Here is a 22,936-nt window from a genome sequence, read left to right as displayed (position 1 = left end):
TCAGCGGGCGTTACGCCCGAGCTCGCGGAGCGTCTCGATCAGCAGCAGTCGCTCCTGCATCTTGATGCGTTCGTGGAGGGCTTCTTCGGTGTCCTCTTCAAGAACCGGGACCGCTGCCTGCGCAAGGATGGGGCCGGTGTCGATGCCTGCGTCAGCGATCATGACCGTGCAACCTGTGATTTTCACTCCGTAAGCCAAGGCATCCCGCACACCATGGGCTCCCGGGAAGCTCGGCAGCAGGGCCGGGTGGGTGTTCAGGTAGCGGTTGGGAAACTGATCCAGGAACTGCTGGTCCACAATGCGCATGAAGCCTGAGGAAACGACGTAATCCGGGTTGAACTCCGCCGTCCGGGCCGTGAGTTCGGCGTTCCAGTCGGCACGGTTTGGGTGGGCTTTGAAGTCCACCACGAAGGTTGGAATTCCCGCCGCATCTGCCCGCTCGACGCCATAGGTGTCAGGCCTGTCCGCCCCGACCGCCGCGATCTCCACCGGAAGGTCACCGCTTTGAGACGCGTCAATGACGGCCTGGAGGTTGGACCCGGTACCCGAAACGAGAACGACAATACGCATGCGGACAACAGTACTGTCCGAGGCCAGGCAGACCGGCAATAAAACTGCCCTAGGGTTAAACCATGAAGAAACCAGCGCCCTCTGCACCGCCGACGACGTCGGAACGAGAGACCGCTACGACGCGCACCCTGCTCCGCTACTTCCTGCTGCTGCTCATCGGGACGCTGATCGCTTCGAATTTCCCGCTGCCGTGGAAAGTTATCGGCCTGCTCTTTGGGCTGGCTTCGCTGACTGTTGGAGTGATAGCACTGGTGGGGCTCGTGAGGCAAAAAGCGCCGGCCCTGCTCCGCATTACGACGACGGTAGGCCTGGTTGCAACGCTGTTCCTCACGCTCGGCGTGGGCGCGGCCGTTCTGCTGTGGCCCGTCACAGCCGAGTTTGAGGACTGCATGCGCACCGCGCTCACCTCACAGGCCCAGCAGGAATGCGAAGACGGGCTGAGGAACCTCAACGGCTTGTTCAACCAGTAACGGCAGCGATCAGCGGGGGTCCCGCTCGACAAGGGGCCCGGCCGCATAACCGACGACGACGCCGACGGCCACTTCCCCTGCGATCCGCAGTCCCGTCCATGCCGGGTCAGGCCCGAGCTCGACGAACCGGCCGACTCCCACCGACGCCTGCGAAACGAACACCAGCAACGCCGTGGCAAGGCCAGCCATCGCGCCGATGAACAGTCCGAGCGTGAGGGTCGATGTCATGGCGGTGAACCATCTTGCCTCTATCTTCAACTGGAGCCATTCGTCGAAGTGGTTCTCACCCTCGCGGAAGAACCACCAGCCCGCCAGCACTCCGGCCACAACGGGGAGCGCGAGCGCCGCCAGTCCGTATTCGAGCGTTCCGGACGGTACCGCACCGAGAATGGGGATCGCGGGAAGGGGCCCCGCGGTGGTGGCCAGCGGGGTGATCGAGCTCCCTGTCCCGAGCGCAAAACCAGCGCCGGAGGACCAGGCCAGAGCCCACATCACCAGGTTCGGGAGGAACCCCAGTTGTCCGAGGGTGAGGGCGGTGCCGCCTACAATACCGGCGTCGACCCGTTCGTATACTGCGGCGATACTGGCCCAATGAATCGCGAGCGTCACGGCAAGGAGTGCAGCCGCGAGACCCAGCGCGGAAACCACCGCGAGGAACGTTGCCCGGACCGCTGACCACACGTAGGACCCAGCCCAGCGCGAATGCTGGCTGGTATTTGCGATCCACGCGGCTGCGTCAACGCCGATCAACCGGCCCCACGAACCGGCCTCCCGGTAGGCGCCGATTATTATGCCGATGCACGCAGTGATGAGTGGCACGGTAGCACCGGCGGCTAGTGTTGCGGGAATTACGGTGCCGTCGCCGGCAAGGTAGGCGGCGCCTAAACCGAACGCCGCGTACACCAAGAGCGCGCCCACCAGCGCCTGCCACAGCTGATCCGTATAGGACGCACGGGCTAGACGGCGCCCCGCCCGCCAGGCAAGAAGGAAGGGGATCAGCGTGAGTCCCAGCGGCAAGGCCCACAAGGTGCCGGAACCGCCGTCGGGCAGGGAAATCCCCACGGGCACACCGTGCACCACCAACCATGCCTGCGCGCCGAGCCGGAGTGTGTCCGGAATGGCCCGGTCTCCGAACCCTCCGGTCAGCCAGACACCGGCCAACGGAACGATGATGATCAGCGCGGAAATCACCGCGGCCTGCCCCAGTTCGAAGGCGCCCTGCAGCCACAGGGGCATTGGTAATGCGCGGAGTTTGGTGGGGAGTTTCATCTCTTCCATGGTGCCACCGGCGGGCGCGGCAACTCCTCAACGACTCGGCGTGGACCTAACCGATGAGCTCAATCAGTCCGTTGACGAACGCAGCGGCCGCGCCGAAAAAGGCAATCACAATCACGGCGAACCGGGCGTGGCGGTCCCGGATGAACCGTGCCAGCTTCTCCCCCGCGAAGATTCCCATGATGATCGTCACAGGGATGGCCACCCACATCCACGTGTCCAGCGGTGGAACCTTTGAGGGATCGATCAACAGCTTGATGGCGATGGTCACCGATCCGATCACCGTGAAGAAAGGCTGCAGAGTTGCGGCGAACGGGCGTTGCGGCCAGCGGGCCAGCAGCGCGTAGGCACTCACCGCGGGTCCACCGACTCCAGCCATCGCGTTTGTCAGCCCGGCGGTGAGCCCTGCCACAGCCTTGGGCGGGTTCCCACTCACGACAACGGCGGAACGCTGCAGCACCAGCGAGGCGGTCAACGCGACGAGGACGACGGCGCCTACGGTCACGGCCAGGGGCGCGCTGGGTACGGCTGCGGCAGCAATGGATCCCACGACCGAGCCGACAACAGCCGGTGTGGCGAGCCACCAGAACATGTTCCAGTCGATGTCCCGCCACACCCTCGGAACGATGAGCGCTGACGATGCCACGCCGCAGATGTTGATCAGCAGAACCCCTTCGTGCGGTCCCAGAATCAGGACCAGGAACGGCGAGACGAGCAGCGCGAACCCCAGTCCTGCGATCCGCTGGGCCACGGCACCCACCAGGATGAGCCCGAGGACGAGGAGGAACAGCGCGAAGGTCACCCTAGGTACAGTACGCCGAGGCAACGGTTAGTCTGGCACCATGAACTTCGCAGCCACGGCCCTGGATACAGCTGACTGGCGGCAGAGCGTGTTCGCGCTCTACCAGCAGGTCAGGGAAGCTGCAGCGGGCGGAGCGCCGGCCCTCGCCCATGCCCATTGGCGCACCGAACGCGACCGGCTCTTCGCCAGCCACCCGGCGTCGCCACTTTCACCGGAGGCGCGCGCTAACTTCACCGGCCTCGCGATGGCGCCCTACGACGCCGACTACCGGTTCGAAGCAATGGTCGACGACGACGGCGCCGGCCAGGTGATGGAGGTACCCACCGGGACCGACGGCGTCGTGCCCTTCGAGCGGGTGGGAACGGTAGCGCTCGACGGCGTCGGACGGCTTGCGCTGTGGAAGCTCAAGTCCTACGGCGGCGGGTTGTTCCTGCCGCTTCGCGATGCCACCTCCGGTTCGCCGGACGGGTCCTACGGCGGCGGCAGGTATGTGCTCGACACCATCAAGGGTTCGCACCTCGGAATCCGGGAGGGACGGCTGATCGTCGACCTGAACTTCGCCTACAACCCTTCCTGCGCCTACGACGAGGCCTGGGCCTGCCCCCTGCCCGGGTTGGACAACCGCCTCGAGGCAGCACTGCCGGTCGGCGAGCTGTACACCGCCTACTGATCGAGAGTTCATCGCGGGTTCTCCTCCTGCTCGCCGGGAGCACAGACTGTCCTGACAGGGTTGAAGCTGTGAGAGTCGCAGTGGTCGCTGAATCATTCCTGCCACACATGAACGGGGTCACCCATTCCCTGCTGAAGGTGCTCACCCACCTCCGCAGCCGGGGGGATGAGGCCCTGGTGATAGCGCCGTCGTCGTCCTGGCTCGACGACGAAGCGCCGCAGAGCGTCGAGGGGTACCCGGTGCACGTCCTGCCGTCCGTGCCTTTGAAGGGCTACCCGACGGTCCGGTTGGCGGCGGGAACCGTGTCACGGGTGCGCCGCATCCTTGCCGACTTTGCGCCGGATCTTGTGCACATCGCCTCCCCGTTCGTCCTCGGCTGGCGGGCTGTCCAGGCGGCGAACCAGCTGGGCCTGCCTACCGTGTCCATCTACCAGACCGAGATCCCCGCTTATGCCTCGCGCTACGGTGTGCCCTGGCTGGAGAACGTGCTCTGGCAGCGGGTTGAGAACATTCACCGGGCATCCACGCTGACGTTGGCGCCGTCGTCGTTCGCGTTGGACCAGCTCGGCTCGCGTGGGATTCCCCGGTTACGGCTGTGGCGGCGGGGTGTCGATACCACCCGCTTCACCCCGGCCAAGCGCGACGGCGACTGGCGGCGGTCCGTTGCCCCGATTGGTTCCAGAATCATCGGGTATGTCGGCCGCCTCGCCGCGGAGAAGCAGGTCGAGGACCTCGCGGGGCTGGATGCGATCCCAGGGACGCGCCTGGTGATTGTCGGATCGGGTCCGGCCAAGGAGTCACTGAAGCAGAAGCTGCCCGGTGCGCACTTCGCGGGGTTCCAGACCGGTGACGATCTGGCAAAACTCATGGCCTCGTTCGATCTTTTCGTGCATCCGGGCGAATCGGAAACGTTCTGCCAGACCATCCAGGAGGCGATGGCATCGGGTGTTCCGGTGGTGGCGGTGGGCAGGGGCGGGCCCTTGGACCTCGTCGATTCCTCCCGGACGGGGTGGCTCTACGCACCCGGTGATCTCAGCCAGCTCCATGCCGGCGTGATGGACCTGCTTGGCGATGACATCAAGCGGCGGGCCTTTGGGCGCGCAGCCTACTCCGCCGTGCAGGGGCGCACCTGGCCTGTGTTGTGCGAGCAGTTGGTGTCCCACTACGCCGAAGCCGTGGAGCTGAACAGTCAGCTGCCGGCACGCGGGAGGGGCTTGACGGCCGTTCGATAGAAAGCAGGCTTAGCATGTGGCACACTGGCCGCATGCAGACCTTCCTGCCCTACCCGGACTTCGCTGCGAGCGCCGCCGTGCTGGACCAGGCCCGGCTTGGCAAGCAGCGGGTCGAGACGCTTCAGATCCTTCGCGCCCTCGTATTGCCTGACTATGGATGGCGGTCGCACCCGGCCACCCGCATGTGGATGGGCTACCTCCCCGCGCTCACGGTGTACGGGCTCACCATGGTGCGGGAATGGGTCTCACGCGGCCACGCCGACAGCACAGCGGCGCTGATGAGCGAGTTTGCACCCGATTCCGCGGCGGCGTTCGAGGCGGGCACCGGCCCAGAGCCTGCTATGCCGCCCTGGCTGGGACGGCCGGAAGTTCACCTCAGCCACCAGTCCAACCTCATCCAGAAGGCCCCCGAGCTCTACCGCGACCGCTTTCCCGGAACCGCGGAGGACCTGCCCTACTCCTGGCCTGAGCCCGAGATGGAGCTCATCCCCGTGGAACCCGTCGGTGAGCGGCTCTGGATCTGGCACGGTCCCGTCGATGCTGACGGAAACGACGACGGCGGCACCCTCCACCTGCCCGGCCGCCCGCCCGCAGGACGGGCCGTTCCAAAGTGGACGCGCCAGTACTCGTCGTTCACTGAGCTGGCCTGCGAAGGGGACACTGCCGGCGTCGTCGTCGAGGGTGGAAACCGGGTGCACGTGGGCACCTTGGGTGCGCTGTCGCTGGACACACCCCAGCACGACGACGACGCCGGCACCCCCGCTGCGCGCCGGCCCATCACCTTCTCCGGCTGGCTACGGCGCACCGAACTCGATCACCCGGCACTGCTCCAGGACCCCCGCCGCTTCTACGCTATCGAGGCGCCAGCGACACAACCCCAGTGAGTTTGGCGGGCGGGATTATCATTGGAGCAGCAGCCACGAAGGACCTGCCCGAAACGGGCGCTGAGTCCCGTCGCTGAACCTGCGCACGTTCCTGACTGTTTCGACTCGACTTCCCGATGGAGGATCCCATTACCGATATCGCCGCCCAGCATGATGTGTACTTCGGCGCACCCGAAGTGGAGAACGACACCGAGCTGCTCGAGTCCGCGTCCAGCGCCGCCGTTGCCAGACTGAACGAGCGCGACGACATCACCACCGTCAAACGCCGGTTCGCCCTGATCAACACGGATACAACGCCGCATCAGGCCATGGTGGAAGACCTCCTGTTCATCCGTGATGCCCTCGAGCGCGCCGGCATTGAGTACCTGTTGGTTCGTGGCAACGACGAACGCCCGGTAGTCGCCGTCGACCTCGCGTACCGTGAGCGGCTGCGGGCAGCCCTGGTGGAGGCCTGCCGGGATGAACCGTTCTACTCGCGCACCGTGGACACCAAGCGGCGCACCACCCTGCTGGTCGCAGACGGCGCTATTTCGCAGAGCGAGAAGGCACGCATTTTCCGGCTGTTCCGCCCGCGCATCGAACCGATCGGCGGGTTGACGTTCGGCCCATCAGCGGGTGTGCAGATTGAATTATGGTCCCTGGATGAGAAGCACATCGAATTGCCGATGGAGAACTCCCTGACCCGCCGTACCCTTCCCTCCAGCGAGGTGGTGCGCGGATCAGTCACGCGGCACGGCCTGGTGTGGCCCACCATCGACAATATGTTCGCGGACCACGCAACGGACATCGATTTCGAGATCGACCTGGTGTTCTCGTGGGTGGACGGCAGCTCCCCCGAGTACCTCGCCGCGCGCGCTGCGCGGATGAAGGACGCAGTCGTAGGTGAGGGCGATGACCACGAAGCCCGTTTCCGCCAGATCGACGAACTCAAGTACGCGCTGCGCTCCGTGTACATGTTCGCCCCTTGGATCCGCCGAATTTTCATCGCAACGGATTCCGACCGCCCTGAATGGCTGGCTGAACACCCCTCGGTGACACTCATGCGGTCGGAGGAGCACTTCAGGGATCCGTCAGTCCTGCCGACCCATAACTCGCAGGCAGTGGAAGCCCAACTGCAACACATTCCCGGCCTGTCAGAGTATTTCCTCTATTCCAACGACGACATGTTCTTCGGCCGCCCGGTAGGCCCGGACATGTTCTTCTCCCCCGGCGGCATCACCAAGTTCATCCAGGCCGACACCCGAATCGGCCTCGGAGAGAACGACGCCGAGCGCAGCGGCTACGAAAACGCTGCCCGCGTCAACCGGCGCCTGCTCCACGAGCGCTTCGGCCGCATCACCACCCGTCACCTCGAGCACACGGCCGCGCCGCTGCGCAAGAGCGTGCTCTTCGAGATGGAGGAGGAGTTCGCCGGAGAGTTTAAGGCGACCGCAGCCTCCACCTTCCGGGCGAAGGACAACATTTCGGTCACCAACTCGCTGTACCACTACTACGCCCTGCTCACCGGCCGCGCAGTGACCCAGGAGTCAGCGCAGGTGAAGTACATCGACACCACCATGCGCTCGGGCCTGCGGAAGCTGCACAAGCTGCTGGACAAGCGGAACGCGGATCTGTTCTGCCTGAACGATGGCAGTTTCCCGGAGGTGCCGGCCGAGGAGCGCGCGAAGGCCGTCACGGACTTCCTGGAGAAATACTTCCCGGTCAAGGCTCCCTGGGAGAAGTAGCTAGACCCCGCTCAGCTCGCGGGCTGCGGCTGCTTCCCTGATCCGCACACCGGCGGCCTCCAGCCTGCGGCGGGTCTCCTCGCGCGGGACTGTCTCGCCAACCGCGTTGTGGGTGCCGATCGGCACCACCGAGTGAACCACGGTGTCCTCGTAAACGTGGACCAGGTTGTATGCTTGGGCGCCGTCGCGGCCGCGGGTGCCGCCGTCGTCGTACGCCAGGTCCTGCGTGTAGCAGGTCGCGGAGGCGACGGACACGGGAATACCCGCGAAGAGCGCGCTCGTCGAGTAATGGAGGTGGCCCGCGAGGATTGTACGGACATCGCTGCCGCGGACGACGTCGGCCAGCCGCCTCTGGTCCCGCAGCTCCACGAGGACCGAGAGGTCCTGGACACACGGCACCGGCGGATGGTGCAGGGCGAGAATGGTTCCGTAGGGCGCCGGGGTGAGAAGTTCATTGGCCAGCCAGACGAGCTGCTCGTGGCTGATCTCCCCGTGGTGGTGCCCCGGGACGGTGGAATCAAGCGTGATGATGCGCAGTCCGTTGATCATGTAGCTGCGGTCCACCGGAGCTGTGTCAGCCGGCTGGTCGAGGAGTTCCCTGCGGAAGGTAGCGCGGTCATCGTGGTTGCCCATGGCCCAGATGACTTCCGCGCCAAGCTTGCTGGCAGCAGGTTCGACGATCGCGCGGAGCTTTGCGTACGCTTCGGCTTCGCCTTTGTCGGCGAGGTCGCCGGTGAAAACAATTGCTTCGGGCCGGCAGCCGGAGGCATCAAGCTCGGTGAAGATCTGCCGGAGTTTCGCCTCGCTGTCCACTGCCCCGTAGAGCGGTTCAAGCCCACCCACCAGATGGGTGTCGCTCATGTGCAGAATGAAATGCTGCGGCCGGGAGTGCTCGGCCGTCCGGAGATTCATGATCGCCTTCTCGATAGCTCGAATAGCTTTCACTTCAATTAACCCTCATCAAAGCAGAGGCATTCCTGCCTCCAGATGAACGTCACACGGCGAGTCTGTTAATACTTCAACTACTTCATCGCCTTGCTATCAGGGATTCGTGGCGGACCGGTTTGAGGTTTGCCCTTGGTTCATTCGATTGATGAAAAACACCGCTATGCGCAGCCAATCTGCGAGGCGAAGGCCAACATGGCATCGCGCGCCAGCTCAACCGTGACCAGACTGTTGCCCGCCACAATGTGCAGCCCGTATGCGTCCTCCAGGGCGACCATGTTCATTGCCGCCTGCGTGATGTCGCTGGTGATCGCGAACTCACCGGTTGCGTGACCTTCCTCGAAGATCCGCTGGTAGGTGTCTCGCTGACGCAGATACATCTTCTGCACGAGCGAGTCGTGTAGCTCTGAGGTTCCTGCCATGAAGTCGAACTCGTAGAGCAACCGCATCAGGGCATCATCGGGTCCGCTTGGGAGGCCCGCGCCGATGGCTACCCGAAGCTTCGCTGCCGCGGCGGCCTGCTCGGAGATCAGGTCATCGCGGTGATCACAGAAACGTTCGGTGCCGGCCCTGTGGGCCTCTACAAGTAGTGCATCAAGGTCATCAAAGTAGTAGAGCAGGGCACCGCGGGTCAGCCCCGCTTTTTTTGCGACATCAGAAAGGGACAGGGTCCTTAGCCCCTGCGCCGATGCTGCCTCCAGGGCCGCTTCGACGAGTTCCGTTCGACGCTGCTTCTGGGTATTCGGTCTCGCCACTCCTTGACACTAGCCGAAGTGACCTGCCACACTCCAATAGTTATTTGACGCTAGTGACAAATAACTATTGGAGTGCATGCGCAATCGATTGGAATTCAATGAAGAAGCTCCCTCACGCCGTCGATTCCACCTCGGCAGCCCCTCAAGAGTCCTACCCACCTTCCCTGTCCCGGACCCTCGGCGTCGGTGGCAACGTGCTCATCACCCTTTCGTCCATTTCTCCCGCGTCGAGCGTTTTCATTCTCGGCGGCGCCGCCCTGACTGCTTTCGGCACTGGTGTGTTCTGGGGCTTCCTGATCGCAGGAGTGGTGAGCATCCTCATCGCGTTCTGCTACGCGGAACTGGCTTCCGCCTATCCCGTGGCTGGAGGTGACTATGCCCTCGTGTCCCGCGCCCTCGGGCCCGCGTTCGGCGTGGCCACCTTCTGCATCAGCCTGGTGTCCCTTCCGCTGATCATCGCCGTCTTTGCCCTGGGCGTCGCCGACTACCTTGGAGTCGCAATCGCTGGCCTCTCCCCGCAGCAGACTGCGCTGGCCGTCGTCGTGCTGTGTACTGTCACGGCCTGTTTCAACATCCGAGCCAACGCGTGGCTCACGGGGGTGTTCCTGTTCATCGAGATGGCCGCTCTGGTCCTGCTCGCGGTGCTGGGGCTGATCAACATCGAGCGGTCGGTTACCACCCTGTTTGTTCCGGAAACACTGGACCCTGCCACGGGAGGGCTTGCACCCCTGGCAATCGCAGGATTGATGATCGCCGTAACTCAGGGGATCTTCTCCTACAACGGGTACGGCGGCGCGGTCTACTTCGCCGAGGAAACGAAGAACGCGTCCCGGGCCGTCGCCAAGGCGGTGTTGTGGAGCGCTGGAATCACTGTTGCCTCCGAACTGATTCCGCTCACAGCCATTCTGCTCGGAACCACATCGCAGAAGGCATTGTTCGGATCCGAGCTCCCCGTCGAAGCGTTCCTCGCCGAACGAGCGGGCAGCGCCGTGACGCTGTTCGTGTTGCTTGCAGTTGCCTTCGCCATCGTCAACGCAATCATCGCCATCGCACTCCAATCGGGCAGGCTCCTCTATTCCGCGGCACGCGACCGAGCGCTTCCCGAACCGATTGCGGGGCACCTGCGTTGGGTCAGTCCAAAAGGTCAGACTCCCGTCGTCGCGACTTCCGTGATGGGTGTCATCGCCTTTCTCGCCTGTTTCGTTCCGTTGGACGTCCTGTTGACCGCTACCGGGTCAACCCTGTCCTTCAGCTACCTGTTCATCGCGGTCGCCGCAATCAACCACCGCCGCCGCTACCGCGGGCGTCCGGGTTACAGAATGCCGTGGTGGCCGCTACCTCCGCTCGTGTGCATCGCCGCGTTGGGCATGATTTTCGTGATCTCCTTCCTCGACCCTGCCCAATGGCTCAGCCTCGGTATCTCCGTCGGCTTTGTAGCCTCCGGGTTCATCTACTACTTCCTCTACCTGTTGCCGCGCCGTGATACCCACCTGCTGCTGTTGAATGCCGTCGTTGAAGAGGAGGCGCGCTGATGCATGATCTCCTCCTCTACAACGGCGCCGTTCGGACATTCGACACCGGGTGGGCCCAGGCAGTCGGCATCACCGGCGGGCGCATCAGTTGGATCGGGAACGATGCCGATGCACCATCCGCACGGCGACGGGTAGACCTGCACGGGCGCCTGGCCACGCCGGGAATCATCGATAGCCATAACCATCTCCTGCTGGGATTCGATCCGGACGCCGTCAGCCTCGAGGGCGCAGATTCACTCGATGAGGTGCGCCGACGCATCGCCAACCACGCGGATGCCCGTCCGGACCTGGGGTGGATCTGCGCAGAGAACGCCGTCTATTCAGTGGTGCAGGGCCGCCGTCCCAGTGCGGACGATTTGCGCGGGCTGACCGACCGTCCCATCTTCATCACCACCTATGACCAGCATTCAGTCTGGCTGAACGACGCCGCCATCCGTCTCCTGGGAATCGGCAGCGGCGCGCGGATTCACTGGGGCAACCCCGAGTACGACGACGAAGGGCGGCCCACCGGCTGGATCACCGACTTCTACACCCGCGCGATGACCCAATCCGGGCTTGTTGGGCTGCAGCGGGACATACCCCTGTATTCCGCTGAGAGAAGGTACCGCCGCGTCACCGCAAGCCTTGAAATGGCAGCGGCCTTCGGGATCACTACCGTTGTGGAGCCTCAGGTCCCGCTCGCTGAACTCGACCTGATGTACCGCGCCAGGAGAGAAGGACGCTTGCATTCGAGAGTCATTGCAGCACTGTTTCACCCAGTCGACGCAGACGCGGCCTTCCGTCGGGATCTCCGCGAGGCGGTCGACAGTGCACCCCTTGACCCAATGCTCCGGCTGGGACCCGTAAAACTCTATGCCGACGACGTGATCGAGCCGCACACCGCAGCAATGCTGGCCGACTATGCAAACCAGCCTGGGCACCGCGGCAAGCCCAGTCTTCCGCCCAACGAATTTACCGCGATGCTCACCGAACTTGACCGCCTCGGTTTCCAGACCCATACGCACGCGACGGGTGACTGGGGTGTTCGCCTTGCCCTCGACTCTATTGAGCATTCACAGCGGGTCAATCGGACTGTGGACCGGCGCCACGGGATTGTGCACGTTGAGTGTGTCCACCCCGATGATTTGCCACGGTTCCAGGAACTCGGAGTGGTTCCGGCAATGCAACCGCGCCACTGCTCACCGGACCTGGTGGCTGGTACGTGGATGGATAACGTGGGCGAGGAGAGGTGGGACAGGGCTTGGCGTTTCAAGTCCCTCGCCGAAACAGGTGCCCACCTGGCCTTCTCAAGCGACTGGCAGGTGGGTGAGATGGACCCACTCGTGGGCCTGTACAGTGCCATGACGCGGGCCGGGCTTGACGGCGGTGCCTCCTGGACGCCGAAGGAGCGGCTTGATCTTGACTCCTCGCTGCGGGCGTACACCCAAGGGGGTGCCTGGGCATGGCATGCGGAGGATTCCCTCGGCATCATCCGAGTCGGGGCCCAGGCGGATCTGGCAGTCTGGTCCACCAACCTGTACGCATTGGAGCCAAGTGCCCTGTTGGCAGAGCGGGCGGATCTCACGATAGTTGGCGGCGAGGTGGCGCATGATGCACTGCATGAGCTCACGGATGCTCCGCCCGTGGCCGCGGCGGCAACGCAGCGGGCCGCACCGCCGTCGTTATCCACCTGCGGGCACGCTTCCCACGGCTGATGCTTCTTCCCGTCTGAAGCGTTGACGGTTCACCCAGCAGGGTGACGTAGCATCCGACAGTGGATTTGATAGCGCAGTGGTGGAACAGGATCGTCGACGGGTTCACCCGAAGCCAGCCGCCTGAGCTCAGCCTGATCGAGGTCGCGGCCATTCTGCTCGTTGCTGCCGCCCTCTCCATTCCCCGGGCTACGTGGCGATATTTCGGTCTGTTCAGCACTGTGGTCCATGAGCTCGGGCACGTGTTCGCCGCCCTGATGACCGGCCGCCGCGTCACCGGAATCAGGCTCAATTTCGACCATTCCGGATTAACGACGTCGTTCGGCCGCCCCGGCTGGCGCACCGCGTGGGCAACTTTTTGGGGCTACCCGGTTCCCGCCGTCGTCGGAGCCGTCCTGGTGTGGGCTGGGTTCGCGGGCTGGGCGCCGGCGGCCCTGTCCGTCGGGGCAATGATCCTGCTTGCGTCGCTTCTTTTCATTCGGAACGCGGGCGGGGTGGTGATCCTGCTGGGCGCTGTCGTTGTGTCCACCGTGCTGGTGGTGTGGGTGCCTGCGGACTTCACCGGCCACGCCGTGGTTGCGCTGGGGATAGCCCTCCTGGTGGGCGCTGTCCAGGACCTCGTGAAAGTGGCTTCGGTCCACGCACGACGACGGCGGGACCGCGGGCAGTCCGACGCCCACCTTCTCCACCGCTCGACACGCATTCCCGCGGTGGCCTGGCTCGCTCTGTTCGCCCTCCTTATCGCGGCGTCAGTGGTGTGGGCCGCCTGCACGGTGTTCGCCGCCGTCGTGCCCTGATTCACCTGTCCCTGCCTGTCAACCGCTGAGACTACCCCTCGCCGAGCACAGGCTCCGGCTCCGTGATGAAGCCCTGCTCCACCATGAAGTCGAAGGCAACGTCCGCGGGCTCCTCACCCTCGACGTCCACGCGCAGGTTCATGGTCCGCAGCGCCTCATCAGTGAGCGCCGGGGCAATCTGCCCGAACACCTCAGCGAGTTCCGGACTCTCCTCCAGGGTCCGCGTGAAGTACACCGGCGCGGCGTTGTAGGCGGGGAAGAACGTGCGGTCGTCCTCGAGGATGGTGAGGTCCAGGGCGTCGATCCTGCCGTCGGTGGAGAACACTTCGCCGAAGTTGCAGTCGCCGTTGTCGGTGGCGGAGTACACGGCACCCGTGTCGTAGATGCCGATGTTTCCGTCCGGTACGCCGGTGGGAGCGCCGCGCTCCATGTCGTAATGCGAAAGCATAGGGTTCAATCCGTCGGGGCGTGAGTTGAACTCTGCCTCCACGCAGAATGTCCGTTCATCCACCGGCAACTCCGCGATCTCCGAGATGGTGCTGATGCCGCCAAGTTCCTCGACAGCTTCGCTGCGGACTGCCATCGCGTAGGTGTTGTTCAGCGGCGCAGGTTCGCCCCAGGTCAATCCATTGCTCAGGTCAGCCTCATACACAGCCTGCCACTGCTCCTGCTGGTCCGGGATACCGGCGTCCTTGCCGAGGTACGTCAGCCACGCGGTGCCCGTGTACTCCCAGGTCATATCCGCCTGGCCGGAGAGAATCAGCTCACGCACCGGCTGGCTGCCCGGGACGTTGGTCAGGTCGGTGACCTCGAACCCGGCAGCCTGGGCCGCCAACACGGCGATCTTCCCGAGAATAAGCTGCTCGGTGAAATTCTTCGACGTCACCGTCAGCGGCGCCCCGTCAACCACCTCGGTGATACTGCCCGGCCCCGCGGCAGGGACGTAGGACGTGGCTGGCTGCAGACCACAGCCGGTGGCCAGCAAACCTGCCGAAAGAACGACGGCGGCGCTAACGCTGCGGCGGGCGGCACCGGACATTGAGCCGGAGGTAGTGAAAAACATCTAGAGTCCCTTCGGGCGGGCAACGTGTTCCACGACGCGCCCGAACCAGTCGACAAGCAAAGCGAGCAGCGCCACCAGGATCGACCCGGCGATCAGCACGTTGTTGAGGCTGAGGTTCACTCCGGTGATGATCAGGATGCCCATCCCGCCGCCATTGATGAACGCGGCGAGTGAAGCACTGCCCACCAGCAGCACGAGGGCAGTCCGGATGCCGGCAAGCATCACCGGCACTGCGAGCGGGAGCTCCACCCTGAACAGGACGGCCAGGGCACTCATGCCCATTCCGCGGCCGGCTTCAACCAGGCGTGAATCCACCTGCGCGATCCCGACCATGGTGTTCCGCAGGACGGGCAGGATGGCATAAAGAACGAGCGCAATCACTGCAGGGGTGAATCCGAACCCGATGGCGATGGCCAGGAGCACAACCAGTCCAATGGCAGGCGCCGCCTGGCCGATGTTCGCGACCGCGAGCACCGGGCCGGTGAACCGGCGAAGCGCCGGACGGGTGAGCAGGATGCCCAGCGGAATGGCGATGATGAGGACAATCACCGCGGACACGGCGGTCAGTGCCAAGTGCTCCCTGGTATACCCGAGGAGCGCGTCAGGAGCCAGCGTCGTAAGTTCGGTCTCGGACAGGTCCGCGGTCAGCAACCAGGCCACCAGCGCTGCGAAGGTGACCAGGATGCCCACGAGCTGCAGGATGAGCGGCTGCCAGGAGGGACGCTTCACCTTGGACCGGACCTTCGCTATTTCCTTGTACGAGGGGCCCTGCGGCGCGATGATCGAGTCACTCACCGTGCTGCTCCTCCGCTGGTGACGAAGGTGCCTGCACTGCCTGGAGCGTGCCGGTATTGATGCCTACCGGACGCCCGTCCGAGTGCGCCGTCATTGCATGCTTGTGCGCCCTGGTGATGGCGTCCATGACGGTCTCGACGTCGATGACGCCCAGGAACGTATCCCGCCGCCCGGTCACCAGGGCAGCGCCGGCACTTGAGACCAGCATGGTGTCCAGGGCATCGTTCAGCGTGGCGCGGTCGCCGACCACCGGGAGTTTCGCATCGACCTCATCGTTCACCCGCTCCAGCCGGGAGAGCTGGCGGCGGGTGAGCCACTGGATGGGGCGCTGCCGTGAATCAACAACCACGGCGTGGTCGTGGCCTGCTTCGTCGAGGCGGGACAGCACGTCCGTGCCGAGGTCGCCAATCTCAGCGACCACAGCGTCAGCGAGTTCCACCTCGTTCACACGCGTAAGCGTGAGTTGCTTCAGGCCCGCTCCCGAGCCGATGAAGTTTTCCACGAATTCGTTCGCCGGGTCAGCGAGGATGCGTTCGGGGGTGTCGTACTGAACCAGGTGAGCACCATCGGTGAAGATGGCAATCCAGTCACCCAGCTTCACTGCTTCGTCGAAGTCGTGGGTAACGCAGACTATGGTCTTCTGCAGCTCGCTCTGGATATTGATCAGCTCGTCCTGAAGGCGCTGCCGGGTGATCGGGTCGACTGCACCGAACGGTTCGTCCATGAGGAGCACCGGAGGATCGGCGGCAAGCGCACGGGCCACTCCGACCCGCTGCTGCTGGCCACCGGAGAGCTCCTTCGGGTAGCGGTCGCGGTAGGTTTCGGGGTCGAGTGAGACCAGTTCAAGGAGCTCGTCAACGCGCGCAGCGATCTTCTCCTTGCTCCAGCCGAGCATCTTCGGCACGATTCCGATGTTGGTGGCGACAGTCATGTGCGGGAACAGTCCCCCAGCCTGGATGACGTACCCGATGCGGCGGCGGAGAGCGTCGCCGTCGATCTCTGTGACGTCGTCGTCGTCCAGGACAATCCGGCCCTCTGTCGGTTCGATGAGCCGGTTGATCATCTTCAGTGTTGTCGTCTTGCCGCAGCCTGAAGGCCCTACGAGCATCACGATCTTCCCGGCAGGAATCTCCATGGTGAGGCCATCCACGGCGGGTTTCGCCTGGCCCGGATAACGCTTGGTCACCTTGTCCAGCAGGATGCTGGCTCCAGTGACTGTACTTCCGGTGTGGTTTTCGGGCTTTTGGGCAGTCTCAGACACGGATACCTCGCGGGGTTGTGATGCGGCCGAGGCCGACTAGGAGCAGGTCTGGGAGGAGGGCAAGGACAATGACGGCGACGACGCCGGTGACCACCGATTCGAGCGAGTTGGCGCCACCAAGGCGGGACAGGCCGGAGAAGATGAACCCGCCGAGCCCTGGGCCAAGGGCATATGCAGTGATAGCGGCAATACCCATCACCATCTGGGCGGAAACCCGGATGCCGGTCAGGATGATGGGCCACGCCATGGGAAGTTCGACCTGGACGAGCGTGCGGAACCGGCTCATACCGATGCCACGTGCGGACTCGACCACGCTCTTCTCGATCCCGGTCAACCCGACGACGGCGTTACGCAGGATGGGCAGCGCAGCGAAGAACGTGACGACAATGACGGCGGGAGTCACCCCGAAGCCGAAGGGCGCAATCAGCAACCCGATGAGCGCGAACGAGGGGATGGTCAGGCCCACCGCTGAGACGCTGTTGGCAAGGGAGGTCAACGCACCGCTGCGGTATACCAGGGCCGCGATCACCACGGAGAGGACCGTAGCGAGGAGAAGGCACTGCACCACCAGGCTCAAGTGTTGCCAGCCCGAGAACAGGATTTGGTTAAACCTGTCTCCTACAAACTCCAACACATCAAGACCTTCTTCACAGTGGTTACGTATCATTCGTCCGTGGTTTCCTCAGGAAACCAACAACCACCATAGGCACACAGAGGTCAAGGAAGCGTCTCGTGTTGGTCACGGACAGGTCACTTTTGAATGGGCTGACACTGGCGGCTGCGCAGGCTGCAACGTAGGCTCGGAGCAGATTTCCCGACCCTTCAGGAGGACTTCCGATGATTGCCAGCCATATCCCGCTTCGCCTCAGCACAGGTGCCTTCATTCTCAATTCGGGCCTGGGCAAACGGAACCTTGACCGTGACACAGCCAGCTACCTGCAGGGGATGGCGGCCTCCGCGTTTCCGCAGGCGAAGCAACTGGAGCCCGAGAAATTTGGCAAGATCATTTCGGCCGTGGAGACCGGGCTGGGAGCAGCGCTGCTCCTTCCCATAGTTCCCAGCCGGTTGGCTGGACTGGGGCTCGCCGCTTTCTCAGGTGGCATGCTCGCTATGTACTTCAGCACTCCCGAAATGACAGAGGGGGACGGCGTGCGCCCTTCGCAGCAGGGCACTCCTGTGGCGAAGGACGTCTGGATGCTGGGGATCGCACTGTCGCTGATTATTGGAGGGAAGCGGCGGAGCTGAATCGCATCGGCGGCGATTGAGGCCCGCGCCGCCGCACTCCCCATAGTGTGGTTCCTATGGAATCCCCAATCGAAGGCTACCTCGCACGCATTCACCGGGAGATTTCCGACCTGAAGGATGGCAAGCCGTACAGCACCATACCGGCGATGGCGAACGTCAATCCTGACAACTTCGGCATCTGCCTGACGACTGTGGACGGATACATCTACGAGGTCGGGGATACGCGGGAAGAATTCACCATCCAGTCCATCTCCAAACCCTTCACCTACGGCCTGGCCCTGGCTGACCTCGGCATGGACCGGGTCGACGAGAAGGTGGACGTTGAGCCATCAGGGGACTCCTTCAACGAGATTTCCCTCGCCGAAGGTACCGGGCGCCCGGCGAATGCAATGATCAACGCTGGAGCCCTAACCGCGACCTCCTTGATCAAGGGATCCGGCGGTAACACGCGGATCAAGCGCATCGTGAACACCTACTCGGACTTCGCGGGCAGGCAACTGTCCATCGACGAGAACATCTTCAAGTCCGAACTGCAGCACGGCCACCGCAACCGCGCCCTCGCCTACCTCTTGAGGTCCTTCAACATCATCGAGGTGGATCCCACCCCCACCATTGAGGACTACTTCCGTCAGTGTTCGGTGCTGGTGAACTGCCTGGACCTGTCCCTGATGGCCGCAACCCTCGCGAACAGCGGACGCAATCCGATGACAGGCAAGCAGGTCCTGGAAATCGGTCCAGTGGAACGCGTCCTCTCGGTCATGACCACATGTGGAATGTACGACGACGCCGGTTCCTGGATCAGCACCGTCGGCATGCCTGCAAAGAGCGGGGTTGGCGGCGGAACGATATCCGTCCTCCCCGGGCAGGTGGGATTGGCTGTGTACTCGCCGCCGCTGGATGAGCACGGCAGCAGCGTGCGCGGCATCGCAACGAGCCAGCGACTCTCGCAGGACATGGAGTTGCACTTCGTCCGCGCGGCCCGGGTCGGAAAGTCCGCAATCCGTTCCACCTACGAGATCACGGCAGCTCCCTCCGGCATCCGGCGGGACGACGAAGCGATGGACCTCCTCCGCGATCACGGTCACCGTGCACGTGTGGTCGAACTGAACGGTGACCTGTTGTTCGCTGGGACGGAGTCAATGGTCCGCGAACTGAGCAGTCTCTCCGAGGAGGTGGAACTCATCATCCTCGACCTTCGGCGCGTGGACGAAGTTGCTGACGTGTCGCTGCGCCTCCTCGCCGAGGTTCGGGAGAATCTGGTCACGGAAGGCCGGGAACTCGTGCTGATCGACGCTGAAGGGACGCTCGCCGATGCCTTTCGCGACGTCGATCGGGCAGTACCCACCTTTGACACCCGCACCGCCGCCGTCGAGTGGTGCGAGAACCGGCTGATCGAGACCTACGGCAGCGAACTTAACCTGCCGAGCCGGGTGGACATCTCCCAGTGCCCGGCCCTGAGCCCGCTCAGCGCTGGGGACCTGCAGAAGCTCGCTGACCGGATGGTGGACCGGACCTTTGATGACGGCGACGTGATCCGCCGGATCGGCCAGTCCTTCGGCGGCGTGTTTTTCATCCTGTCCGGTGGTGTGACCACATCAGTGGTGGGGCCCACCGGAGACCGCGTGAAGCTGACGACGCTCAGCGCCGGCATGACCTTCGGGGAACTCGCGCTCGGCAGTGATGACCGCCAGGAAACCACGGTGAAGGCGGCCGGCAAAGTCACCATCAAGCTGCTTACTGCTGATGCGATCGAACGCCTTGAATCAGAGGATGAACGCCTGGCACTTCAACTGTGGAAGGCCCTCACCCGGGACGCCTATACCCGGGTGGACCTCTACCTCAGGGAGACAGCGGTGAGGATCAGGGACTGATGCTCCCACCCGGATTCAGGGCCGTGGATCGGTCGACAGCAAGCCCATCGTGATGGCGTCCACCCACTCACCGTCCCAGTACAGGGCGTCCCGCTGCCGGCCCTCAACCTGGAACCCGCACTTCTCGTACACCCGCTGTGCACGCGGGTTGAAGGCGTACACCTCCAGGCTGATGCGATGCACACCGAGTGCGTCGAAAGCATGCCCGACGACGGCGCGGGTCGCCTCAGTGCCATAGCCGCGCCCGAACTCACCCTCGCTCAAGGCGATGCGGAAACCGATCGACTGGTTGTCGTCGTCGTAATCGTTCAGGACAACCTCACCGACGTGCGCGCCGTCGTCGGTCCGGATGATTGCCCAGTCCGCGCGGTCATTCTTCTCCGCCAACCCGGCCAACCACGCCCAGATCTGCGGCTCCGTGAACTGCTGGTGCGTACCGGTGAGGCGCATGGACTCCTGGTCCTGCAGTCCCGCCCACGTACCCCCGAAATGCTCCGGACCGAGCGGTTCAAGGCGCAGGCGGGGCGTGGTGAGGGTAGCGGGCGGGGTGAAGGCAGACATGCGCCGATACTAGTGGGCGACGGGGGCGGGGGCGTCGTCGCCGTGCGCTGACGTTGCCGGTGCCGGTGCCGGTGCGCCGGGAACTACCGGCTTCCGCACGAACAACGCCGCGACCACGGCGAACAGGAAGATCACAGCACCGCAGAGGAACGCCATCCGGATACCGCCGGCGAGCGCCGGCACTTCCGGAGATCCCCCGGCGGCGAGGGCAGCTGCCTGGAGGGTCATCACCGAAACGAACAGGGCAATTCCCGCAGCACCGGCGAGCTGCTGAACGGTTCCGACGACGGCGCTTGCGTGGGAGTAGAGCTTTGGCGCGACCGAGCCAAGGGCCGAGGTGAAGAGCGGGGTGAACATTCCCGCGAGCCCAATGCTGAGCAGCACGTGCAGGGCGAGCACGAGGGGAACCGGCGTGTTCTCACTCACCGTGGTCAGCATCCAGAAGACTCCGGCGACGAGGATGGAACCGGGTACTACCAGCACCCGCGGTCCGTGCCGGTCGAAGACACGCCCGACGACGGGACCGAGCAGGCCCATGGCCAGACCGCCGGGAAGCAGCATGAGACCGGCCTGGGCAGGTTCAAGGCCGAGCACTTCCTGGAGGTAGATCGGCAGGAGGATGATGGTGCCGAACAGCGCCATCATGCTGATCGAGAGCACGAGGATGGAGACGGTGAAGGTGCGCGAACGGAAGGTTCGCAGGTCCAGCAGGGCACGGTCGCGGCGCTGAAGCGACAGCTGGCGGGCGATGAACGCGGCCAGGCCCACAATTCCGACGGCGAGCGGAACCCACGACGGCACCGCGGATGCGCCGGAGCCCTCACCGAACTGGCTCAACCCGTACACGATCCCACCGAAAGCGATGGCCGAGAGGAGGACGGAAAGCACGTCGATCGGCGTGCGCCGCGGGGTGGTGACGTTCTTGATGCGGATGCCGCCCAGGATCAGGGAGCCGACGGCGATCGGGAGCACCAGCCAGAACATCCAGCGCCAGTCCAGCACGCTGAGGATGATCCCCGAGATGGTGGGGCCGATGGCCGGGGCCACCGAGATGACAATGGAGATGTTGCCCATCGTCTTGCCACGGGACGACGGCGGCACGAGGGTCATGACCGTGGTCATGAGCAACGGCATCATGATGGCCGTGCCGCAGGCCTGGATGACGCGGCCAACGAGGAGGATCTCGAAGCCGGGGGCCATGGCGGAGACCAGGGTTCCGAGACTGAACAGGCTCATCGCCGCGAGGAAGACCGGGCGGGTGTGGAACCGCTGGAGAAGGAAGCCGGTGATTGGAATGACCACGGCCATGGTGAGCATGAACGCCGTCGTCAGCCACTGGCCCGCCGTGGCTGTGATGTTCAGGTCCTCCATGAGGCGCGGCAGCGCGACACCCATGATTGTCTCGTTGAGGATGACCACAAACGCGGAGACCAACAGCAGGGAGATGACCAGGCGGTCGCGGGCTGAAAGCTCGCCGACGGGTTCAGCCGTCAGGTTGCGCTGATCCATACTTTGCGACACAGATATCCCCTTGTAGAGCGTGTTGGGTGGTGGCGCGGGAAAGCCCGCACAGTTCTACCAATTCAAAAGGCGCCGAGCTTATTCCCCAGTCATGTCCGCGGGCGTAGGGTTGCTCTCACATGAAAGGTGACTGCCATGACATTCCCACAACCGAATGAGCCGCATCCTGATCCTTCGCAGCCCCGGCCTCCAGGTGAGCCTGCTCCCGAGCCGCAGCCGTCGCCGTCGCCGTCGCCCTTCCCGCTTCCGGGCCCAGCGCCTGATTCGCCCGACGTACCGCCGGGACCCGAGCCGGGTCCGTCTCCTGACCGGCCGATTCCCGAGCCCGGACCGTCACTGCCGCCGCTTGGCTAGGCTGCCGTTCCCCGGTTCGGCGGTACGATCCCTTTCGTGAGTGAACTCGCCGAGATCGCAACCGAACTGTACGCAAAGCCGTTGGACGAGTTCACGGCCGCCCGCAACGAACGGGCCAAGGCCGTCCCTGACAAGAGCCTCGCCGGGGAGGTCAAGGCGTTACGCAAGCCCTCGGCGTCGGCATGGCTGCTGAACATGATGACCGGACACCGGGGCTCGCAGCTCGCGGAAGCGCTGACCCTGGGTGCCGCCATGCGCGAGGCGCAGGATAACCTCGACCGCAGCGAGCTGAAGAAACTCGGCGTCCAGCGCCAGCAGCTCGTTTCGGCGCTGGTCAAGGACGGGACCGCTCTGGCAGCGGAATTGGGCCACCCTGCGAGCGCGTCCGTGGCCACGGAGGTGGATCAGACCCTTCGCGCAGCAATGGCCGACGCCGGAGCTGCCGCGGCTGTGGTTACTGGGCGCCTTGTCCGAGCATTGGAGGCTACCGGGTGGGAGGCGGTCGACCTTGAAGGAGCGGTGGCGGGACCCTTCGACGCCGGGCGCGCAGCTGCGGACAACGCCGGTGAGGACGCTGACGGCGGCCGCGAAGCCGAAGACCCGGCTGCGGAAGCACGCGCCGATCTGGGTGAGGCCGAGGACCGCGCGGACGAGTCGCGGGAGGCGCTTGAACGGGCTCAGGAACGGGTGGAGCAGCTCGCGCGGGACCGGGAAGAACTCGCCAACCGGGTTAAAGACTTGCGCAAACGCATCCGCGCGTTGGAACAGGACATCGACGCAGTGGACGACGACGCCGACGACGCCACCCGTGAACGCACTGAGGCTGAACGCACTTCGAAGGAAGCCGCCCGTGAAGTGGACCGGGCGCGGAAACTGGTGGAGAAGCTGGCGCGGAAAAACTGATTCGGAGGCCGCAGA

The 22,936-nt window shown here is 64.3% G+C and carries 23 protein-coding genes; 12 read left to right on the top strand and 11 right to left on the bottom strand.

What is annotated here, in order from left to right:
• Entirely contained in the window at positions 1-570 is a 570-nt protein-coding gene (gene purN / locus ACWA1U_RS08695; RefSeq protein ID WP_463721818.1) for a phosphoribosylglycinamide formyltransferase, read from the bottom strand.
• Positions 571-632: 62 nt separating this feature from the next.
• Here purN and ACWA1U_RS08690 point away from each other — a divergent pair, with 62 nt between their 5' ends.
• Positions 633-1,040 (top strand): hypothetical protein, encoded by a 408-nt coding sequence (locus ACWA1U_RS08690; RefSeq protein ID WP_463721817.1) that lies wholly within the window; start codon positions 633-635, stop codon positions 1,038-1,040.
• 9 nt (positions 1,041-1,049) lie between these two features.
• Here ACWA1U_RS08690 and ACWA1U_RS08685 read toward each other — a convergent pair whose 3' ends face one another.
• Together ACWA1U_RS08685 and ACWA1U_RS08680 are read right to left on the bottom strand one after the other, a co-directional pair.
• Positions 1,050-2,309 (bottom strand): cell division protein PerM, encoded by a 1,260-nt coding sequence (locus ACWA1U_RS08685; RefSeq protein ID WP_463721816.1) that lies wholly within the window; start codon positions 2,307-2,309, stop codon positions 1,050-1,052.
• A gap of 55 nt (positions 2,310-2,364) precedes the next feature.
• Entirely contained in the window at positions 2,365-3,117 is a 753-nt protein-coding gene (locus tag ACWA1U_RS08680; protein ID WP_463721815.1) for a TSUP family transporter, read from the bottom strand.
• Positions 3,118-3,157: 40 nt separating this feature from the next.
• Here ACWA1U_RS08680 and ACWA1U_RS08675 point away from each other — a divergent pair, with 40 nt between their 5' ends.
• From ACWA1U_RS08675 to ACWA1U_RS08660, 4 genes are all read left to right on the top strand, one after another.
• Positions 3,158-3,787, top strand: a complete 630-nt coding sequence (locus tag ACWA1U_RS08675; RefSeq protein WP_463721814.1) for a DUF1684 domain-containing protein — start codon at positions 3,158-3,160, stop codon at positions 3,785-3,787.
• Between the two features lie 68 nt (positions 3,788-3,855).
• Entirely contained in the window at positions 3,856-5,019 is a 1,164-nt protein-coding gene (locus ACWA1U_RS08670) for a glycosyltransferase family 4 protein (RefSeq protein ID WP_463721813.1), read from the top strand.
• A 32-nt stretch (positions 5,020-5,051) separates the two neighbouring features.
• Entirely contained in the window at positions 5,052-5,903 is an 852-nt protein-coding gene (locus tag ACWA1U_RS08665) for an MSMEG_6728 family protein (RefSeq protein WP_463721812.1), read from the top strand.
• Between the two features lie 116 nt (positions 5,904-6,019).
• Positions 6,020-7,627 (top strand): stealth family protein, encoded by a 1,608-nt coding sequence (locus ACWA1U_RS08660; RefSeq protein ID WP_463724919.1) that lies wholly within the window; start codon positions 6,020-6,022, stop codon positions 7,625-7,627.
• Here ACWA1U_RS08660 and ACWA1U_RS08655 read toward each other — a convergent pair whose 3' ends face one another.
• Positions 7,628-8,539, bottom strand: coding sequence for a phosphodiesterase (locus tag ACWA1U_RS08655; RefSeq protein ID WP_463724982.1), 912 nt, complete (start codon positions 8,537-8,539; stop codon positions 7,628-7,630).
• Positions 8,540-8,733: 194 nt separating this feature from the next.
• A complete protein-coding gene (locus ACWA1U_RS08650) occupies positions 8,734-9,327 on the bottom strand; it encodes a TetR/AcrR family transcriptional regulator (protein WP_463724918.1) in 594 nt (197 codons plus the stop codon).
• Between the two features lie 98 nt (positions 9,328-9,425).
• Between ACWA1U_RS08650 and ACWA1U_RS08645 the strand changes: the two genes are divergently transcribed.
• Genes ACWA1U_RS08645 through ACWA1U_RS08635 form a run of 3 tightly spaced genes read left to right on the top strand, consistent with a single transcriptional unit; the run spans position 9,426 to position 13,347 of the window.
• Positions 9,426-10,859, top strand: a complete 1,434-nt coding sequence (locus ACWA1U_RS08645) for an APC family permease (protein WP_463724917.1) — start codon at positions 9,426-9,428, stop codon at positions 10,857-10,859.
• Entirely contained in the window at positions 10,859-12,553 is a 1,695-nt protein-coding gene (locus tag ACWA1U_RS08640) for an amidohydrolase (RefSeq protein WP_463724916.1), read from the top strand. The genes ACWA1U_RS08645 and ACWA1U_RS08640 overlap by 1 nt, the downstream gene beginning before the upstream one ends.
• 59 nt (positions 12,554-12,612) lie before the next feature.
• Positions 12,613-13,347 (top strand): M50 family metallopeptidase, encoded by a 735-nt coding sequence (locus ACWA1U_RS08635; RefSeq protein WP_463724915.1) that lies wholly within the window; start codon positions 12,613-12,615, stop codon positions 13,345-13,347.
• A 31-nt stretch (positions 13,348-13,378) separates the two neighbouring features.
• On the opposite strand, the gene ACWA1U_RS08630 is transcribed toward ACWA1U_RS08635, so the two are convergent.
• From ACWA1U_RS08630 to ACWA1U_RS08615, 4 genes are all read right to left on the bottom strand, one after another.
• The gene (locus ACWA1U_RS08630; protein WP_463724914.1) at positions 13,379-14,410 is read right to left on the bottom strand and encodes a glycine betaine ABC transporter substrate-binding protein; all 1,032 of its coding nucleotides are present in this window, start codon (positions 14,408-14,410) and stop codon (positions 13,379-13,381) included.
• Positions 14,411-15,112: an ABC transporter permease gene (locus ACWA1U_RS08625; RefSeq protein WP_463724981.1), complete on the bottom strand. Its 702-nt coding sequence runs from the start codon at positions 15,110-15,112 to the stop codon at positions 14,411-14,413.
• Positions 15,113-15,197: 85 nt separating this feature from the next.
• Entirely contained in the window at positions 15,198-16,466 is a 1,269-nt protein-coding gene (locus tag ACWA1U_RS08620) for an ATP-binding cassette domain-containing protein (RefSeq protein ID WP_463724913.1), read from the bottom strand.
• Entirely contained in the window at positions 16,459-17,133 is a 675-nt protein-coding gene (locus ACWA1U_RS08615; protein WP_463724912.1) for an ABC transporter permease, read from the bottom strand. The genes ACWA1U_RS08620 and ACWA1U_RS08615 overlap by 8 nt, the downstream gene beginning before the upstream one ends.
• Positions 17,134-17,303: 170 nt before the next feature.
• On the opposite strand from ACWA1U_RS08615, the gene ACWA1U_RS08610 reads away from it, so the two are divergent.
• Positions 17,304-17,711 (top strand): hypothetical protein, encoded by a 408-nt coding sequence (locus ACWA1U_RS08610; protein ID WP_463724911.1) that lies wholly within the window; start codon positions 17,304-17,306, stop codon positions 17,709-17,711.
• A 56-nt stretch (positions 17,712-17,767) separates the two neighbouring features.
• A complete protein-coding gene (gene glsA / locus ACWA1U_RS08605; RefSeq protein ID WP_463724910.1) occupies positions 17,768-19,582 on the top strand; it encodes a glutaminase A in 1,815 nt (604 codons plus the stop codon).
• Positions 19,583-19,597: 15 nt separating this feature from the next.
• Here the strand turns inward: glsA and ACWA1U_RS08600 are convergent, their stop codons facing one another.
• Positions 19,598-20,143 carry a GNAT family N-acetyltransferase gene (locus ACWA1U_RS08600; RefSeq protein ID WP_463724909.1) on the bottom strand — a complete coding sequence of 182 codons (546 nt, stop codon included), beginning with the start codon at positions 20,141-20,143 and terminating at the stop codon, positions 19,598-19,600.
• A 9-nt stretch (positions 20,144-20,152) separates the two neighbouring features.
• The gene (locus ACWA1U_RS08595; protein ID WP_463724980.1) at positions 20,153-21,652 is read right to left on the bottom strand and encodes an MDR family MFS transporter; all 1,500 of its coding nucleotides are present in this window, start codon (positions 21,650-21,652) and stop codon (positions 20,153-20,155) included.
• A gap of 147 nt (positions 21,653-21,799) precedes the next feature.
• Here ACWA1U_RS08595 and ACWA1U_RS08590 point away from each other — a divergent pair, with 147 nt between their 5' ends.
• On the top strand, positions 21,800-22,018 hold the full coding sequence (locus ACWA1U_RS08590) for a hypothetical protein (protein ID WP_463724908.1): 219 nt from the start codon (positions 21,800-21,802) through the stop codon (positions 22,016-22,018).
• Positions 22,019-22,054: 36 nt separating this feature from the next.
• Entirely contained in the window at positions 22,055-22,921 is an 867-nt protein-coding gene (locus ACWA1U_RS08585) for a transposase (protein ID WP_463724907.1), read from the top strand.
• Positions 22,922-22,936 lie beyond the last annotated feature (15 nt).

This window comes from Arthrobacter sp. TRD_SC_6 (genome assembly GCF_055361185.1).
The sequence above is the reverse complement of the archived record's forward strand: the minus strand, read 5'-3'. Positions and strand labels throughout refer to the sequence as shown.

Bases quoted from the DNA above. Each gene is read 5' to 3' on its own strand.
- glsA (WP_463724910.1), top strand. From the start codon at position 17,768: ATGGAATCCCCAATCGAAGGCTACCTCGCACGCATTCACCGGGAGATT.
- ACWA1U_RS08600 (WP_463724909.1), bottom strand. From the start codon at position 20,143: ATGTCTGCCTTCACCCCGCCCGCTACCCTCACCACGCCCCGCCTGCGC.
- ACWA1U_RS08590 (WP_463724908.1), top strand. From the start codon at position 21,800: ATGACATTCCCACAACCGAATGAGCCGCATCCTGATCCTTCGCAGCCC.
- ACWA1U_RS08640 (WP_463724916.1), top strand. From the start codon at position 10,859: ATGCATGATCTCCTCCTCTACAACGGCGCCGTTCGGACATTCGACACC.
- ACWA1U_RS08660 (WP_463724919.1), top strand. From the start codon at position 6,020: ATGGAGGATCCCATTACCGATATCGCCGCCCAGCATGATGTGTACTTC.
- ACWA1U_RS08645 (WP_463724917.1), top strand. From the start codon at position 9,426: ATGAAGAAGCTCCCTCACGCCGTCGATTCCACCTCGGCAGCCCCTCAA.
- purN (WP_463721818.1), bottom strand. From the start codon at position 570: ATGCGTATTGTCGTTCTCGTTTCGGGTACCGGGTCCAACCTCCAGGCC.
- ACWA1U_RS08655 (WP_463724982.1), bottom strand. From the start codon at position 8,539: ATGAATCTCCGGACGGCCGAGCACTCCCGGCCGCAGCATTTCATTCTG.
- ACWA1U_RS08690 (WP_463721817.1), top strand. From the start codon at position 633: ATGAAGAAACCAGCGCCCTCTGCACCGCCGACGACGTCGGAACGAGAG.
- ACWA1U_RS08610 (WP_463724911.1), top strand. From the start codon at position 17,304: ATGATTGCCAGCCATATCCCGCTTCGCCTCAGCACAGGTGCCTTCATT.
- ACWA1U_RS08685 (WP_463721816.1), bottom strand. From the start codon at position 2,309: ATGAAACTCCCCACCAAACTCCGCGCATTACCAATGCCCCTGTGGCTG.
- ACWA1U_RS08665 (WP_463721812.1), top strand. From the start codon at position 5,052: ATGCAGACCTTCCTGCCCTACCCGGACTTCGCTGCGAGCGCCGCCGTG.
- ACWA1U_RS08615 (WP_463724912.1), bottom strand. From the start codon at position 17,133: ATGATACGTAACCACTGTGAAGAAGGTCTTGATGTGTTGGAGTTTGTA.
- ACWA1U_RS08675 (WP_463721814.1), top strand. From the start codon at position 3,158: ATGAACTTCGCAGCCACGGCCCTGGATACAGCTGACTGGCGGCAGAGC.
- ACWA1U_RS08595 (WP_463724980.1), bottom strand. From the start codon at position 21,652: ATGGATCAGCGCAACCTGACGGCTGAACCCGTCGGCGAGCTTTCAGCC.
- ACWA1U_RS08630 (WP_463724914.1), bottom strand. From the start codon at position 14,410: ATGTTTTTCACTACCTCCGGCTCAATGTCCGGTGCCGCCCGCCGCAGC.